Here is a 13,700-nt window from a genome sequence, read left to right on the forward strand (position 1 = left end):
TAATTCTTGTTTTTCTCAGGCCGCGGCCTGTTTGTCCGCATTTTCGATCAATGGCTCGTAGAATGCCCTTATCTGATCCTTGACTTCAAATGGGTCACTTAACTCATTCACAATACGACGGAATTCAGTCGCGTTGCGTAAGCTGTTGCAATACCACGCCAAATGTTTTCTTGCGATACGGACACCTTGCTGACCGTGATGATCAATCATCGCATCATAATGACTAAGGATCGTTTGCAGTTGCACAGCAAGCGACGGCGCTGACAGTTTCTGACCGGTCTTCAAATAATGTGATACCTGTGCCAGAAACCACGGTCGTCCCTGCGCGCCACGCCCCACCATTACACCATCAGCACCGGAACGTTTCAGAAGCTCTGCCGCATCTTCCTCGCTATTGACGTCCCCATTGCCGATAACCGGGATCGATACAGCCTGTTTGACCAGTGCAATTGCGTCCCAGTCCGCATCGCCTTTATAAAACTGGCAGCGTGTCCGACCATGGATGGTCAACATCGCAATTCCCAGATCCTCGGCGATTTTTGCCAGACGCGGCGCATTACGATTGTCATCGTCCCATCCCAAACGCATCTTAAGCGTCACGGGTACGGAAACGGCATTGACGGTTGCCTCAATGATATCGGCAGCAAGATTCTCATCACGCATCAGGGCCGATCCGGCATAGCCCTTTGTGACCTTTTTGGCAGGACAGCCCATATTGATGTCAATGATCATAGCACCGCGATCTTCGTTCATCTTTGCGGCAAGCGCCATCTCATCGGGTTCAGTTCCGGCAAGCTGAACGGAAAGCGGGCTTTCGGCTGCACAATCGCCGTGCATTTTGCGCACTTCTTTTTGATGGCGCTGGATACGTGTCATGGCATCAGACGCAATCATTTCCGAGACAACCAGATGCCGGCCAAACTGGCGCACCTGTTGCCGAAAAGGAAGGTCAGTCACACCTGACATTGGTGCCAGGATGACATTCTCTGGCACATTTACAGAACCGATCTGCAAAGACATGAAGGAAATCCGATTGCCTAAAACTTGGGCAGATTAATGAAACTGGCTCGGCGTTGCAACAACTCTAAGCGAATTGGCGAATATAAGCCAACCAACACGGCCGCCACCTTTAAACAAGGCCCGGAATATTCATCAGATCAGATATCCCGAAACAAATCGAACGCCCGGGAATGCCAGGGTAAGCAGCAGCCATGCCCCCAGCACAAACCGAACAGCCATACGCCCGCGCAGAGTGGATTTTTCATGAATGAATATCAGGCCGCAAATCACTGCAAAACCAAGCAGGGTAAGAAGCATCTTGTGATCAAGATAGAGCAGCGATTGCCCCTCGACCTGGCGCAATGCAAAACCGGTAATAATTCCGATCACAAGGACCCACGCAGACCATTTGAGAAAACTGACAAGCATGTGTTCGCTGTCGCGCAATGGCGGCAGGCGACGGCTCCAGCGGTTTGGACGGCGGTTTTTAAGTGCATCTTCCTGAACAACATAGCCCATGGCCGCAATTGCAGACAGTGTCACAAGCGCGTAGGTTACAAGTGACGTTCCGATATGAACCCAAAGCCAGCCAGAATAAAGAACCGGTTCTGCAACCGACGGGTCAGCAACCGGTTCAAAGACGTTAAAAACAGCTGCAACTCCGCCGAATGCCAAAAGATATCCACCGATATAACCGGCAAGACGCCAGATTTGTTTCGGCCCGTTGCATATGACAAGCCCGCCAAAGATCAGGATCACGGAAAGTTCCGACCAATGCAAAGCCGCTGTAAATCCGCGCGATTGCAATTCCTCGCCCGTCAGGCCAAGCACGATCACCGTACCAGCCGCGGCAACAAATATGGACAAAAACAGCCATATGTCGCGCTGCGGGTCGCGCCGCATGATTTGCGTGGTTAGCGGTAGCAAACATAAGATATGTAAGGCGGCAGCAATCATGTTCGGATCCGGCCTAAAGGCGTTTACATCATAACATCAGGCAAATGGCGACTTGGCAAAGTCATCGCAGAAAGATAGCCTTCGGCGCAATTCAGACAAGTCACGGCACCACGTTTATGACCAAAAAAATCGCAGTTGTCATCGTTGCAGCAGGCAGCGGTAGCAGATTTGGTGATCCGATACCAAAACAATATCATCTGCTTGGCGCAAAGACATTGCTGCGTCACTGCATTGAGAGCTTCGCTAAGCATGTGCCGTCCGAACTGATCAGGGTCATTTATAATCCTGACCATCAGGATTTGTACGATAATTCGGTTAAAGGCCTATCCTTGGACGCCCCAGTGCCCGGCGGAGTGACAAGACAACAATCTGTCCTGAACGGATTACGTTCACTGGAAAATGAAAACCCTGACCACGTGCTTATTCATGATGCGGCAAGGCCGGGCATTTCAGACGATGTTATCGACCGCGTCATCTCAGCTCTGGCGACATATCAGGGTGCCATTCCCACCCTTCCCGTTCTCGACACCATCAAGCAGACGGAATCCACCGGGATAATTAGACGAACCATTCCACGAGAACAGCTTCATCGCGCCCAGACACCTCAGGGGTTTCATTTCAAAACGATCCTTGATGCTCACCAACGGTTTGAGGGGCACGAATTCACTGATGATGCCGCCCTGCTGGAACAACTTGGCCTGGATGTGGTGTGCGTAGAGGGGGCTGTTTCAAACGACAAGATTACGCGCCCCGACGATATCGAACGCGCCCGTGACTGGATTAACCGTGTTCCAGCCTCAGAGAAAGACAGCGATATGATCCACGAAGAGTTCCGGGCCGGTACCGGTTTTGACGTTCATCGATTTGCCCCAGGTGACCATTGTATCCTTTGCGGTGTCAAAGTCCCCCATTCCGCACGCCTTGAAGGCCATTCAGATGCGGATGTCGGCCTGCATACGTTAACAGACGCATTGTTGGGTGCCATTGGTGCCGGCGATATCGGCCAACATTTCCCGCCTTCTGACATGAAATGGAAGGGGGCAGCATCGGATCAGTTTGTTCTTCACGCAGTCAATCTGATCCGCGAACGCGGCGGACGCATCGTCAATGCGGATATCACCCTGATTTGTGAGCGGCCCAAAATAGGACCGCATACACAGGCCATGCGCGAAAAGGTTGCTGAAATTCTTGGTATTGAAGTTGATCGCGTCAATGTGAAGGCGACGACGACAGAGCGCCTGGGCTTCACCGGACGCGAGGAAGGTATCGCGGCTCAGGCTGCGGTCAGCGTCGCCCTACCCGTCAAATAGAGTGTTCTTCCATTCAATAAGAAAGGCAGGATGAAAATCCCGCCTTTCTTATTTTCGTTCAGACCTTATGCCGGAGATGAACCGTTCTCTTTTTCTGGCAATTGATGTTTCATCAGGACTGGAACCTGGGCCATGCCAAACACCATGGTCAGCGGCATAATCCCCCATACCTTGAACGCAACCCATGTATCGGTCGAAAAATTGCGCCAGACAATTTCATTGATCACGGCAAGAACGACGAAGAAAATGCTCCAGCGCCAGGTCAGGATGCGCCATCCCTCGTCCGTCGCCTTAAATGCACTTTCCAAAACCAATTTCAAAAACAGCTTTCCAGCAATCAAACCGCCAAACAGGATCGCTGCAAACAGCAGATTGACAATCGTCGGCTTGATTTTAATGAACAGATCATTGTCGAGATAAAGCGTTAAGCCGCCAAACACGATCACGAAAGCGCCGCCAATCAACGGCATCACCGGAATGGTTCGGGCAATAGCATACGATACTGCCAGCGCAACCACTGTTGCCGTTACAAAAACCGCTGTTGCAGTCATAAGATTGGTTGTCGCATTGACTGCGAAAAACAGGATCAGCGGCCCCATTTCAAGGGCAAGTTTTGTAAGCTGGTTCATTGGTCACTTCGTTAAATGTAAAATTTCGACCATCCTAGGGGCCAACGGCCATTGATGCAATCAATTCGGGATTGTTGCCCCTGCGACCTGACCGCGCAACCAATCGACATATGGTCCATTTCCCCTGCCTAATGGAATTTCCAGAATACAGGGAACATCATAGGGGTGATGATCTGTGATCCATTCCGAAAGCGTCGTTGCCGCTGCGCTGGTCGATTTCAGAATGATAACTATCTCGTTTTCTTCTTCGATATCGCCATCCCATTCATAGATTGCCGTCATTTGGGGCATGATGTTCGCGCAGGCCGCCAATCTTTCTCGAACGGCACCGCCCGCAATCAAGCGGGCGACTTCCATGTCCGGCGCTGTCACATAAAGAAAGACCATGTCACTACGATCAAAGGACTTCGATGTCATGGTGATTGCCCCTCGGTTGATTATCCGTCACACTTACCTGCAATATATAGCTTCATCATCACATCGCGCCACACACAAACCTATTCTATCAATTCAGGGATGCCATGACGGGGAATAAGCAGGTGAAACCGACACAAACACAACTCGATTGGTTGCGCCGTGGCCTTAGCCAGCCGGGTGGAAAGTTGCCGCTCTTTGACACCAATGGCAAGCAAATCAGTGAAAAAACAGTCAAAAGCTGCATTGATCATGGATGGGCTGCCCCATGGTTCGACAACCCGATCAAACCGGACTGGCTGATTTGCAAACTAACCGATGAAGGTCGTAGGGTTGCGACCTCTGTTGCTGATAAAAACGCATAAGGACATCCGGTCGCGATCCCGAACCGCTGCACTGATCTAATCAGCATGTCCACGGGTATCAAGGTTAATCACCTTTTACCACCGAGTGTGCCGGATCATGTGTTCATTTGTCAGAAATACGGTTGCTGTTCTCACCCTCGCATGCTCCTTTGTCGCACACAGCGCCAAAGCGTCAGATACCGAGCACGCGTGGGATATATGGCATCAGCCAGGTGTGCATGCGCTAATGCGTCATGCCATTGCGCCGGGTACTGGCGATCCGGAAAACTTCACCATTGGCGATTGCAGCACCCAACGGAATCTTGACGAGACCGGTCGCAATCAGGCGCGTGCCATCGGCGAACGCGTCCGTGAAGCGGGCATTGAGTTGGATGTAATTCTCAGCAGTCAGTGGTGTCGCTGTTTGGAAACCGCCAGATTGCTTGGCCTTGGCCCCGTGACAGAAGAACTGGCACTTAATTCGTTTTTCCGTGATAGCGGTACCAAGAAAACTCAAACAGACCAAATCATTGACCGACTTGGTGCACTCCCTGAAGGAATCAAGGCCCTGTTGATTACCCATCAGGTGAATATCACCGCATTAACCGGCATCTATCCGAGATCAGGCGAAATCATTCTGATCCGTGTTGACGAAAATAACACCGTGGAAATGCTTGCCCGACTGATGCCGTAGCCTCACCAGTACCAATGATCGCATATCAGATTTTGATGGAGAATAAATTGGTCGGAGCGAGAGGATTCGAACCTCCGACCCCCTGCACCCCATGCAGGTGCGCTACCAGGCTGCGCCACGCTCCGACCGTAAAGAATGCGTCGTTTGACGCGGCTCGATAAATAGCCGCGCAAGCCCAAAGACGCAAATGGTTTTTACGTATTTTTTTCCGACTGTTGCAGTGCCGACCTGAGGATACCTTGAAGCTCTTCCAATTCACCTAACAGGTTTGCAAGAACAGTCTTATCTGGTGTTCCTGCTGTGCCTGTCGAATAAGCCATATCTGATGCTTCATCCGATGGACCATCGACGGTTTCAGCCAGCGACGCCACCGCGACTTCCGAAGGCAACTGCCCCTTGTTCTGATCAAGCAACTTTTGCACACCCTTGATGGTGTAGCCCTGATCATGGAGCAGTGAACGAATATCAGCCAGCAGCACCAGATCTTCCGGACGATAATAACGTCGCCCGCCAGCACGTTTCATTGGTTTGATCTGAGGAAACTTGGATTCCCAAAAACGCAGGACATGCTGCTGCAGCCCCAGCTCTTTTGCTGCTTCGCTAATTGTACGAAACGCAGAGTCAGACTTTGCTGTGCGGCGGTTTTCCGCCTCAGCCCCCAAGTTATTTTTCATGAGTTCAGTTCTTAAGCGTTAATGCGTGCTTTCAACACCTGCGACGGCCGGAACACAAGCACTTTGCGCGGCAGGATTGGCACTTCTTCACCTGTCTTGGGATTGCGACCAACGCGCTGTCCCTTCTGGCGAACGGAAAAACTGCCAAACGAGGAAATCTTTACGACTTCATCCTTGATCAAGGCAGATGAAATTTCGTCGAGAACCGTTTCCAGCAACTGGGCGGACTCGTTACGCGACAAACCGACTTCCTGATAAACGGCTTCGGCAAGATCAGCGCGGGTAATCGTAGCTTCCGACATAACAGGCCGCCTCCTTAAAACGGGACTTTATACACAAGGCTATATCTGGTGGCGAAATCAGTCAATATCAACAGGATACATCGCTTTGCGGCAGAATGTTGTGTTTTTTAAGCAAATGCTTTGTTTTTGTCAGATATCCCACAGAATCCAGAGCTTACCAGCGAACCAGTGCTGCGCCCCAAGTGAAACCGCCGCCCATCGCTTCCAGAATTACAATATCACCACGCTTGATCCGGCCATCATGAACGGCTTCGGCAAGTGCCAGGGGAATCGACGCCGCGGACGTGTTCGCGTGACGATCAACCGTGATGACCACCTTGTCTTCAGAAATGCCAAACTTTCTGGCAGTGCTGTCAAGAATGCGACGATTGGCCTGATGTGGCACGAGCCAATCAATATCCGCGGCTTCAAGCCCCGTATCGGCAAGGACTTCGCGAATAACGCCTGCAAGGTTGGTCACTGCATGGCGGAAAACTTCCTTGCCTTCCATCTGAAGAAAACCAACAGTCTGGGTCGTTGATGGACCGCCATTGACATACAGCAGTTCGTATTTACCACCATCCGAATGCAATCGACTTGCGAGAATACCTTGATCCTCGACGGTGCCCTTGCCTTCAACGGCCTGAACAACAACCGCCCCTGCTCCGTCCCCGAACAAAACGCATGTCCGGCGGTCTTCCCAATCCAGAATACGCGAAAATGTTTCTGCCCCGATGACGAGAACCGTTTTTGCCTGACCGTTTCGGATATACATGTCCGCAGTGGTAAGGGCGTAAACGAAGCCCGAGCAAACCGCCTGAACGTCGAAGGCAAAACCGACAACGCCCAGTCGATGCTGAACCTTTGTTGCCGTTGCCGGAAAGGTATTATCGGGTGTCGCGGTCGCAACGATAATCATGTCAATGTCCGCGGCAGTCACACCGGCATGTTCCATTGCACGTGTTGCAGCAGCCACCGCAAGATCACTGGTGGTTTCCCCTTCGGCAGCGATATGACGCTGTCGTATTCCCGTCCGCGCAACGATCCATTCATCAGATGTATCGACGCGCTTTGCCAGTTCATCATTGGTTACAACATTCGAAGGAAGATAAGAACCGCAACCAATAATGCGAGAACGAACAGTCATGATTTAAGAACCGCCAGTTTTAGTGGGAATAGTTGGGACAGACAGTATCAGTCGACCTGGCCAGCTGCGAGGGCGATGGTTTCCTCATCGATCGGAGCTTTGGAAATCGCCTCTTCGAAGGCGGCAAGTTCACCCTTGATCGTTTCGTTCAGCCGGTTCGCAATAAGGTCGTGACAAACGCCAATGGCATTCGAGAACCCCAGCGCATCGGTGCCACCGTGGCTTTTCACGGCAATCCCGTTCAGCCCCAGCAGCATCGCACCATTGTAACGACGCGGGTCCATACGTTCCCGGAAACGCTGCAATGATCGACGGGCCAACAGATAGCCGACCTTCGCCCAGAATGAACTTTTGAAAGTTTCACGCAGGAAGTGCACCAGCAGTCGCGCCGTTCCTTCGGCGGTTTTAAGTGCAACGTTACCGGTAAAGCCGTCGGTCACAATCACGTCCACGGTGCCCTTGGCAAGGTCATCGCCTTCGACAAATCCTTCAAAGCGGATCGGAAGGTCGATTTCGCGAAGTATCGCTGCGGCTTTCTTGACCGACTCATTGCCTTTGAGTTCTTCAATCCCGACATTGAGCAAGCCCACAGAAGGCCTTTCAATACCAAACAGAATGCGTGCGAAAACCTCGCCCATAAGCGCGAACTGCACCAGGTTGTTCTCATCACATTCAATGTTGGCGCCAAGATCGAGCATGACAGTCTCGCCGCGCTGGGTTGGCATATAGGTCGCAATTGCAGGCCGGTCGATACCACGTACGGTTTTAAGGACGAATTTGGCCATAGCCATCAGAGCACCGGTATTTCCGGCAGATACGACGCCTTGTGCGTCCCCCTCTTTAACAGCATTGATGGCCAGTCGCATGCTGGAATCCCGACGCTGCCGCAAGGCAACAGACGGTTTGTCATCCATCGTCACTTCTTGAGAGGCATGACGAATTTGACTGACGGTTTCGAGCCCCGGATATTTGGCGAGCAGCGGTTTGAGCCGCGCTTCATCCCCAAACATCAAAAATTTAAGATGAGGCAACCGTTTCAGGGCAATTTCTGCACCCGCCACGACCATCTCAGGCGCGTGGTCTCCTCCCATCGCGTCAAGTGATATGCAGACCTGTTCAGGCAATGTATTCTCTTATGGTTGTTCTAAAACATCTGAACCGGAATTTACCGGCAGGCTTGCCTATCGGCTAAACTTGTCTTCGGCATGCCGGAAAGCCCGTAATTACCGGAATTCTCAGCCAGATACAAGGTAAAGCCGATATGCAATCAAAAGCGACCAGTATCCGGCTTGCTCTTCGCCTTTTCGGTCAAAAGCGTAAAATGCCGGTCGTTACCGGCATTTTCCTGACATTTTACGTGACGAAAAACGCAACCAGAATGGTAATTTAGTTTTTCTTCTCTAGCTTGTCCTTAAGACCTGCGAGTTTTGCAAACGGGTTGGGACGCTCTTCTTCGTCTTCCGATTTAACCACGTCCGCAACTTTCGCGCCGTCCTTGCGCGGATAAGGGTCCATAGCGACAGCAAGAAACTGTGCGACAACTTCACCAACATCAATTTTGCCATCTACCAATGGCTCTGGCTGATCCAGAAGCGCCATAAGCTCTTCTTCGGAAAGATCATCCAGATCATCGGGATTCGAAGGAAGGTCATCTTCGGATACATGCGGAGAAAACAGAACCTCCACCTCGTCTTCGATGGTTTCGGGGACCGGCTCGAGTGTCGCAACACAACGCTGAACAATATCGGCATGCATGGGACCACGAAGGGTGACTTCGCCATTGCCTGCCGTCGTAGTCGTCAGGGTTGCCTTTAAACTATTAATAGCAATCAGTTCGAAACGTTCAGCAAGCGCCTTGCGCTCCTTTTCATTTGCTTCGATCTCGATCTTGCTTTTTTTCCCGACCTGTTCGTCCGTATTAACGATGCGGGAAAATTCGGGTGTAATCTGTTCAGGCATTGGGGCCTCTTTCTATTCGGTTGGTGCAACGGCGACTTCCGGCACAGCCGGAAAATGGATAACGCCATTGTGTAATTCTTCGGTTTTCTGACGGTCAAGGTGTGCAAGGGCATCATTGATATAACCGACCATGGCCATCAATTGCGTATCACTAGCCTCGTTGTCGGCATATAGATTGCGGTTGAGTGCGGCGGCAAGTTCTATTGCACCGGATTGAACACCCTCTTCGTAGGCGACAATGCGACCGTGATAGGACTCCGACATTTTCCGGATGCGCTTAAGGATTCCGACATCACCAATTCCCATCTCACGCATATTCTGGTCAAGATCGGAAAACATCACGTCAAAGATTTCTTGCGCCAGTTCACGACTTTCATTGTCTTTTTTCAGACGCCGAAACAGAACAAAGGCATGCACCAGAATTAGGTCAAATCGCCCTTCCATGGTATCTGCGACGCCAAGGCGTGTATAGAATTCTGGCTTGCGCGCCTGCCCCACCATTCCGGTGTAAAGCGCAAAGGCAGCACTTTGTTTGCGGTCTTTTTTCTTCAACCAGCCGAACAACAGTAACACTCCTTCGTTGACATTCCAGCCATGGCACGCAGAATGCCGTAAATTTCCCGGGGCGGCATCGCCCCAACATTGCCCGGCAATATCATGCGCCCAGCGCTGAAACTCAAGGCAATTCCTTAATGACTTTAATTGGCTGATCGCTTTGGTGAGTTCCATGCATACAAGAACAACACGCCTTTCCCTTATGATGCTGGCCGGATTGGCAGTGGCATTTGTTGCTGCCTGCAGCCCGCGTATCGCAACGCGCGGTAATGCTCCTGAACCCGAAGTTCTCGAACAAATCATTGTCGGGCAATCCACAAAGGGTGATGTGACCGATCTTTTGGGATCGCCATCAAGCGTTGCGGCCTTTGACGAAAATGTCTGGCTTTATATTTCGCGCAGAACCGAAACAATTGCGTTTCTGGCACCGGATGTCGTTGAGCAAAAGGTCATTCTCGTCAGCTTTGATGCGGCAAACCGGGTCGATATCCTAAGCGAATATGACCTTGAAGACGGTAAACCGGTCATTCCGACGGATCGGATCACGCCAACCGCAGGCAAGGAAATTACAGTTCTGCAGCAGCTGTTTGGCAACCTTGGTCGCTTCAGCGAAACCAAATAAATTCCAAATTCGTTTTCAGGCTTTGAAATGGTCGAACCCGTCATTGGCGAGTTCGACTATTTTTTTGTCGGCTCCGATGAGGTCGACCTGTCCGGGCTGGTCCGTCACCTTGCCAATGACCGTGACATCGTTACCCAAGGTTTTTATATCTGCTTGATCGGCGCAAATCAGAAGTTCGTAATCATCCCCGCCCCCTAGTACAGACGCCCATAGGGCGGGATCGGTATTTACTGCATTCATCGCTGCCTTTGATAATGGAATAAGGTCCTTGTCAAAAACCATGCCGACACCAGACGCCAAACAAATCTTGCGACAATCCCCGGCCAATCCGTCCGAAATATCCATCGCAGCATAGCGGCCATAAGCATCAGCGCATTTTCTGCCAATCGTCAGGCGTGGTTGCGGTAACAGGTATCGCGACGAAAGATAGGCACTATCGGCGGCGTCCAGCCCCATAAGGTTGCCCTGTAAGACCTTTAAGCCGAGTGCGCCATCGCCCAATGTACCGGTAACCGCAATCAAATCACCCGATTTGGCCGCATCCCGCCGCATGGCGCGCCCAATTGGCACGGCACCGAACGCCGTCAGGCTGAAAAATGTGGGACCTGGTGTTCCAACAGTATCGCCCCCCAGAAGCGGGGTATCATAGGTAGCACAATCCTGCCCCAAACCGTTCGCAAAGGAAGCGATCCAGCCTTCGGAAAGGTCGCGATTATAACCAGCCGTTAGCAGCACCCCCAAAGGATAAGCCCCCATAGCTGCCAGGTCAGACAGATTGACACGCATAACCTTGCGCGCGATGTCGGCCGGATCATCCTGACTGCGAAAATGTACATCGGCCACAAGTGCGTCGACCGTAACAACAATTTCGTGCCCATCAGGTGGAGACAAAAGAGCCGCATCGTCCAGAAGGGACAATGCGGCTTTTGACTTTTGCGCGATGGGCGCAAAATGACGTGCGATCAGATCGAATTCTCCTGATCGCGCAACCATATCAATTCTTACCAGCTTCACCCGCACGAAGCGTTTTGCCGATCCGGTCAAGGACAGCGTTTACAAGCTTCGGCTCGGTTTCGTCAAAGAACGAATGGGCAGCGTCCACATATTCAGTGATGACAACGCGCATCGGTACATCTTCGCGCATCATCAACTCATAGGTTCCTGCACGCAGAATACAGCGCAAAACAGTTTCAAGACGCTTGGTTGTCCAACCCTTTTCCAGAGCTGAGTCGATCAGCCCGTCAAGATCGACCGTGCGCGCAGTAACCCCCTGAACCAGGTCGGCAAAAAATCCGCGATCCGGATCAATCAGATTGTCATTGGGCTCATCAAGGTCGCGAATACCTTCGCCATCAAGGCGGAAATCCGAATATTCGCGCACGACGTCACCTGCCGAAAGCTGGGAAAGCTCTGCCTGGTATAGCGCCTGAATGGCGGCAAAACGCGCAGCACTGCGTCGTTGGGCGGCTGATGCCTTGGGTTTATCAGTCATTACTTGTGATGTATTCCAAAATGGTTTTGAACTTCAATCATACGAAGAACAGCACGGGCGGCCTCGCCACCTTTATTCTTCTGATCTGCCTTGGCGCGTGCAAGTGCCTGGGCTTCATTTTCAACGGTCAGGATGCCATTGCCGATCGCCAGACGGTAATCAAGGCAAAGCTGCATCAATGCGCGATTTGCTTCTTCACAGATATGGTCGTAATGCGTGGTTTCACCGCGAATAACGCAGCCAAGTGCCAAGTAGCCATCATAGCGCGGACCAGTCGCAAGATCAGCCATGGACTGAACAGCGTAGCGGATTGCTATCGGAACCTCGAAGGCACCTGAAACAGAAATCCGGTCCCAGGTTGCACCGCCAGCTTCGAGCGTCGACGCAGCCCCTTTGACCAGATCTTCGACGATATGGGTGTAATAAGGCGCATCAACGATCAGAATGTGCGGACCGTTACTCATGTTTATTCCTCCGAGACAACAAGCGGACGCTGATCAACCAGATTTAGACCGAACCCGTCAAGCCCTACGATGTGTCTTTTGGTATTTGAAAGCAAAATCATATCGCGAACGCCAAGATCAAGCAGGATCTGTGCGCCAACACCATAGTCACGCAAATCAGAGTCGTCAGCAGATTTTGCGATTTCCTGACGCAGAGCATCTCCGTCCCCGCCATTGAGCTCGATAAGCTTTGCAATAGACGATGAAAGCGTATTGGGGCGCGGTTCACGGATGAGAACAATAACGCCACGCCCCTCCTCGCCAATCTGCCGCATTGCGGCCTGCAACTCGCCGCCATGCGCTCCTTGCCGGTCGCCAAGCACATCTTCAAGCACATTTAATGCGTGGACACGCGTCAGAACCGGCTTTGCATCAGAAATGTCGCCCTTCACCAAAGCAATATGTTCGGCATATGTGACATTGTTGACATACAGATTGAGCTCAAACTCGCCGCCATGCACCGAATTGATTTTTGTTGTCGCCTTACGCTGAACAACTCTTTCATGCTTCCGGCGATAGCGGATCAAATCGGCAATCTGGGCGATTTTGAGATTATGCTTTTTGGCGAACTCAACAAGTTCCGGCAAACGCGCCATTTCGCCGCTTTCGCTCATGATCTCGCAAATAACGCCAGATGGATTGAGGCCCGCAAGGCGCGAAATATCAACCGATGCTTCGGTGTGCCCCGCCCGCACAAGAACGCCACCTGGACGTGCGCGCAAAGGAAAGACATGCCCCGGGGTCACTATATCGTCGGAAGTTGATTTTGTATCAATCGCCACGGAAATTGTTCGCGCCCTGTCCGGGGCGGAAATACCGGTTGTCACACCTGTCGCCGCTTCGATCGAAACTGTAAACGCCGTTTCATGCCGCGTACCATTTCGCGCGCTCATCAACGGCAGCCCAAGATGATCGCAACGTTCGGATTCCAGCGTCAGACAAATAAGCCCACGGCCATAAGTTGCCATAAAGTTTATGGCATCCGGTGTTGCCATTTGGGCGGGAATAACCAGATCACCCTCGTTTTCCCGGTCCTCGTCATCGACAAGAATAAACATCCGGCCATTTCGGGCTTCTTCAATAACATCTTCAATTGGTGACAGATAACGATGCGGCATGG

The 13,700-nt window shown here is 51.7% G+C and carries 18 protein-coding genes and 1 tRNA gene; 4 read left to right on the top strand and 15 right to left on the bottom strand.

The features are described 5' to 3' along the window. Window positions 1–15: 15 nt before the first annotated feature. On the bottom strand, window positions 16–1,020 hold the full coding sequence (gene dusB, locus SMB34_RS19815) for a tRNA dihydrouridine synthase DusB (RefSeq protein ID WP_037992599.1): 1,005 nt from the start codon (window positions 1,018–1,020) through the stop codon (window positions 16–18). Window positions 1,021–1,152: 132 nt separating this feature from the next. Beyond that, entirely contained in the window at window positions 1,153–1,902 is a 750-nt protein-coding gene (ccsA, locus tag SMB34_RS19820) for a cytochrome c biogenesis protein CcsA (protein ID WP_240478885.1), read from the bottom strand. A 170-nt stretch (window positions 1,903–2,072) separates the two neighbouring features. Here ccsA and SMB34_RS19825 point away from each other — a divergent pair, with 170 nt between their 5' ends. Beyond that, the gene (locus SMB34_RS19825) at window positions 2,073–3,266 is read left to right on the top strand and encodes a bifunctional 2-C-methyl-D-erythritol 4-phosphate cytidylyltransferase/2-C-methyl-D-erythritol 2,4-cyclodiphosphate synthase (protein ID WP_037992601.1); all 1,194 of its coding nucleotides are present in this window, start codon (window positions 2,073–2,075) and stop codon (window positions 3,264–3,266) included. Window positions 3,267–3,331: 65 nt separating this feature from the next. Here SMB34_RS19825 and SMB34_RS19830 read toward each other — a convergent pair whose 3' ends face one another. Together SMB34_RS19830 and cutA are read right to left on the bottom strand one after the other, a co-directional pair. Further along, the gene (locus SMB34_RS19830) at window positions 3,332–3,895 is read right to left on the bottom strand and encodes a septation protein A (protein WP_037992603.1); all 564 of its coding nucleotides are present in this window, start codon (window positions 3,893–3,895) and stop codon (window positions 3,332–3,334) included. A 60-nt stretch (window positions 3,896–3,955) separates the two neighbouring features. After that, window positions 3,956–4,312 carry a divalent-cation tolerance protein CutA gene (gene cutA / locus SMB34_RS19835; RefSeq protein WP_037992604.1) on the bottom strand — a complete coding sequence of 119 codons (357 nt, stop codon included), beginning with the start codon at window positions 4,310–4,312 and terminating at the stop codon, window positions 3,956–3,958. A 104-nt stretch (window positions 4,313–4,416) separates the two neighbouring features. Between cutA and SMB34_RS19840 the strand changes: the two genes are divergently transcribed. Both SMB34_RS19840 and SMB34_RS19845 read left to right on the top strand, forming a co-directional pair. Further along, complete coding sequence (locus SMB34_RS19840; RefSeq protein ID WP_037992607.1) at window positions 4,417–4,674, top strand: hypothetical protein; 258 nt, start codon at window positions 4,417–4,419, stop codon at window positions 4,672–4,674. Between the two features lie 97 nt (window positions 4,675–4,771). Continuing rightward, window positions 4,772–5,347, top strand: a complete 576-nt coding sequence (locus SMB34_RS19845) for a histidine phosphatase family protein (protein ID WP_240478886.1) — start codon at window positions 4,772–4,774, stop codon at window positions 5,345–5,347. Window positions 5,348–5,395: 48 nt separating this feature from the next. On the opposite strand, the gene SMB34_RS19850 is transcribed toward SMB34_RS19845, so the two are convergent. The 7 genes from SMB34_RS19850 to SMB34_RS19880 all read right to left on the bottom strand — a co-directional run bounded on the left by SMB34_RS19850 (window position 5,396) and on the right by SMB34_RS19880 (window position 9,972). Continuing rightward, window positions 5,396–5,472, bottom strand: a tRNA-Pro gene (locus SMB34_RS19850). A 69-nt stretch (window positions 5,473–5,541) separates the two neighbouring features. After that, the gene (locus SMB34_RS20820) at window positions 5,542–6,021 is read right to left on the bottom strand and encodes a MerR family transcriptional regulator (protein ID WP_051682434.1); all 480 of its coding nucleotides are present in this window, start codon (window positions 6,019–6,021) and stop codon (window positions 5,542–5,544) included. A gap of 11 nt (window positions 6,022–6,032) precedes the next feature. After that, on the bottom strand, window positions 6,033–6,323 hold the full coding sequence (locus SMB34_RS19860) for an integration host factor subunit alpha (protein ID WP_037992610.1): 291 nt from the start codon (window positions 6,321–6,323) through the stop codon (window positions 6,033–6,035). 154 nt (window positions 6,324–6,477) lie between these two features. Beyond that, window positions 6,478–7,449, bottom strand: a complete 972-nt coding sequence (locus tag SMB34_RS19865) for a beta-ketoacyl-ACP synthase III (protein ID WP_007089541.1) — start codon at window positions 7,447–7,449, stop codon at window positions 6,478–6,480. Window positions 7,450–7,496: 47 nt separating this feature from the next. Next, window positions 7,497–8,573: a phosphate acyltransferase PlsX gene (gene plsX / locus SMB34_RS19870; protein WP_037992611.1), complete on the bottom strand. Its 1,077-nt coding sequence runs from the start codon at window positions 8,571–8,573 to the stop codon at window positions 7,497–7,499. Window positions 8,574–8,835: 262 nt separating this feature from the next. Beyond that, window positions 8,836–9,408 carry a YceD family protein gene (locus SMB34_RS19875; RefSeq protein ID WP_037992613.1) on the bottom strand — a complete coding sequence of 191 codons (573 nt, stop codon included), beginning with the start codon at window positions 9,406–9,408 and terminating at the stop codon, window positions 8,836–8,838. Window positions 9,409–9,420: 12 nt separating this feature from the next. Further along, on the bottom strand, window positions 9,421–9,972 hold the full coding sequence (locus SMB34_RS19880) for a ubiquinol-cytochrome C chaperone family protein (protein WP_037992659.1): 552 nt from the start codon (window positions 9,970–9,972) through the stop codon (window positions 9,421–9,423). Window positions 9,973–10,135: 163 nt separating this feature from the next. Here SMB34_RS19880 and SMB34_RS19885 point away from each other — a divergent pair, with 163 nt between their 5' ends. Next, window positions 10,136–10,585: an outer membrane protein assembly factor BamE gene (locus SMB34_RS19885; RefSeq protein WP_007089537.1), complete on the top strand. Its 450-nt coding sequence runs from the start codon at window positions 10,136–10,138 to the stop codon at window positions 10,583–10,585. Window positions 10,586–10,600: 15 nt separating this feature from the next. Here the strand turns inward: SMB34_RS19885 and thiL are convergent, their stop codons facing one another. The 4 genes from thiL to ribB are packed head-to-tail and all read right to left on the bottom strand — an operon-like array spanning window position 10,601 to window position 13,698. Next, window positions 10,601–11,578, bottom strand: coding sequence for a thiamine-phosphate kinase (gene thiL / locus SMB34_RS19890; RefSeq protein ID WP_037992615.1), 978 nt, complete (start codon window positions 11,576–11,578; stop codon window positions 10,601–10,603). Between the two features lies 1 nt (window position 11,579). Beyond that, a complete protein-coding gene (gene nusB / locus SMB34_RS19895; protein WP_007089535.1) occupies window positions 11,580–12,077 on the bottom strand; it encodes a transcription antitermination factor NusB in 498 nt (165 codons plus the stop codon). Next, entirely contained in the window at window positions 12,077–12,541 is a 465-nt protein-coding gene (ribH, locus tag SMB34_RS19900; protein ID WP_007089534.1) for a 6,7-dimethyl-8-ribityllumazine synthase, read from the bottom strand. The genes nusB and ribH overlap by 1 nt, the downstream gene beginning before the upstream one ends. A gap of 2 nt (window positions 12,542–12,543) precedes the next feature. Beyond that, a complete protein-coding gene (gene ribB / locus SMB34_RS19905; protein WP_007089533.1) occupies window positions 12,544–13,698 on the bottom strand; it encodes a 3,4-dihydroxy-2-butanone-4-phosphate synthase in 1,155 nt (384 codons plus the stop codon). Between the last annotated feature and the right edge of the window lie 2 nt (window positions 13,699–13,700).

The organism is Thalassospira permensis NBRC 106175 (assembly GCF_000714555.1).
GTDB lineage: Bacteria > Pseudomonadota > Alphaproteobacteria > Rhodospirillales > Thalassospiraceae > Thalassospira > Thalassospira xiamenensis.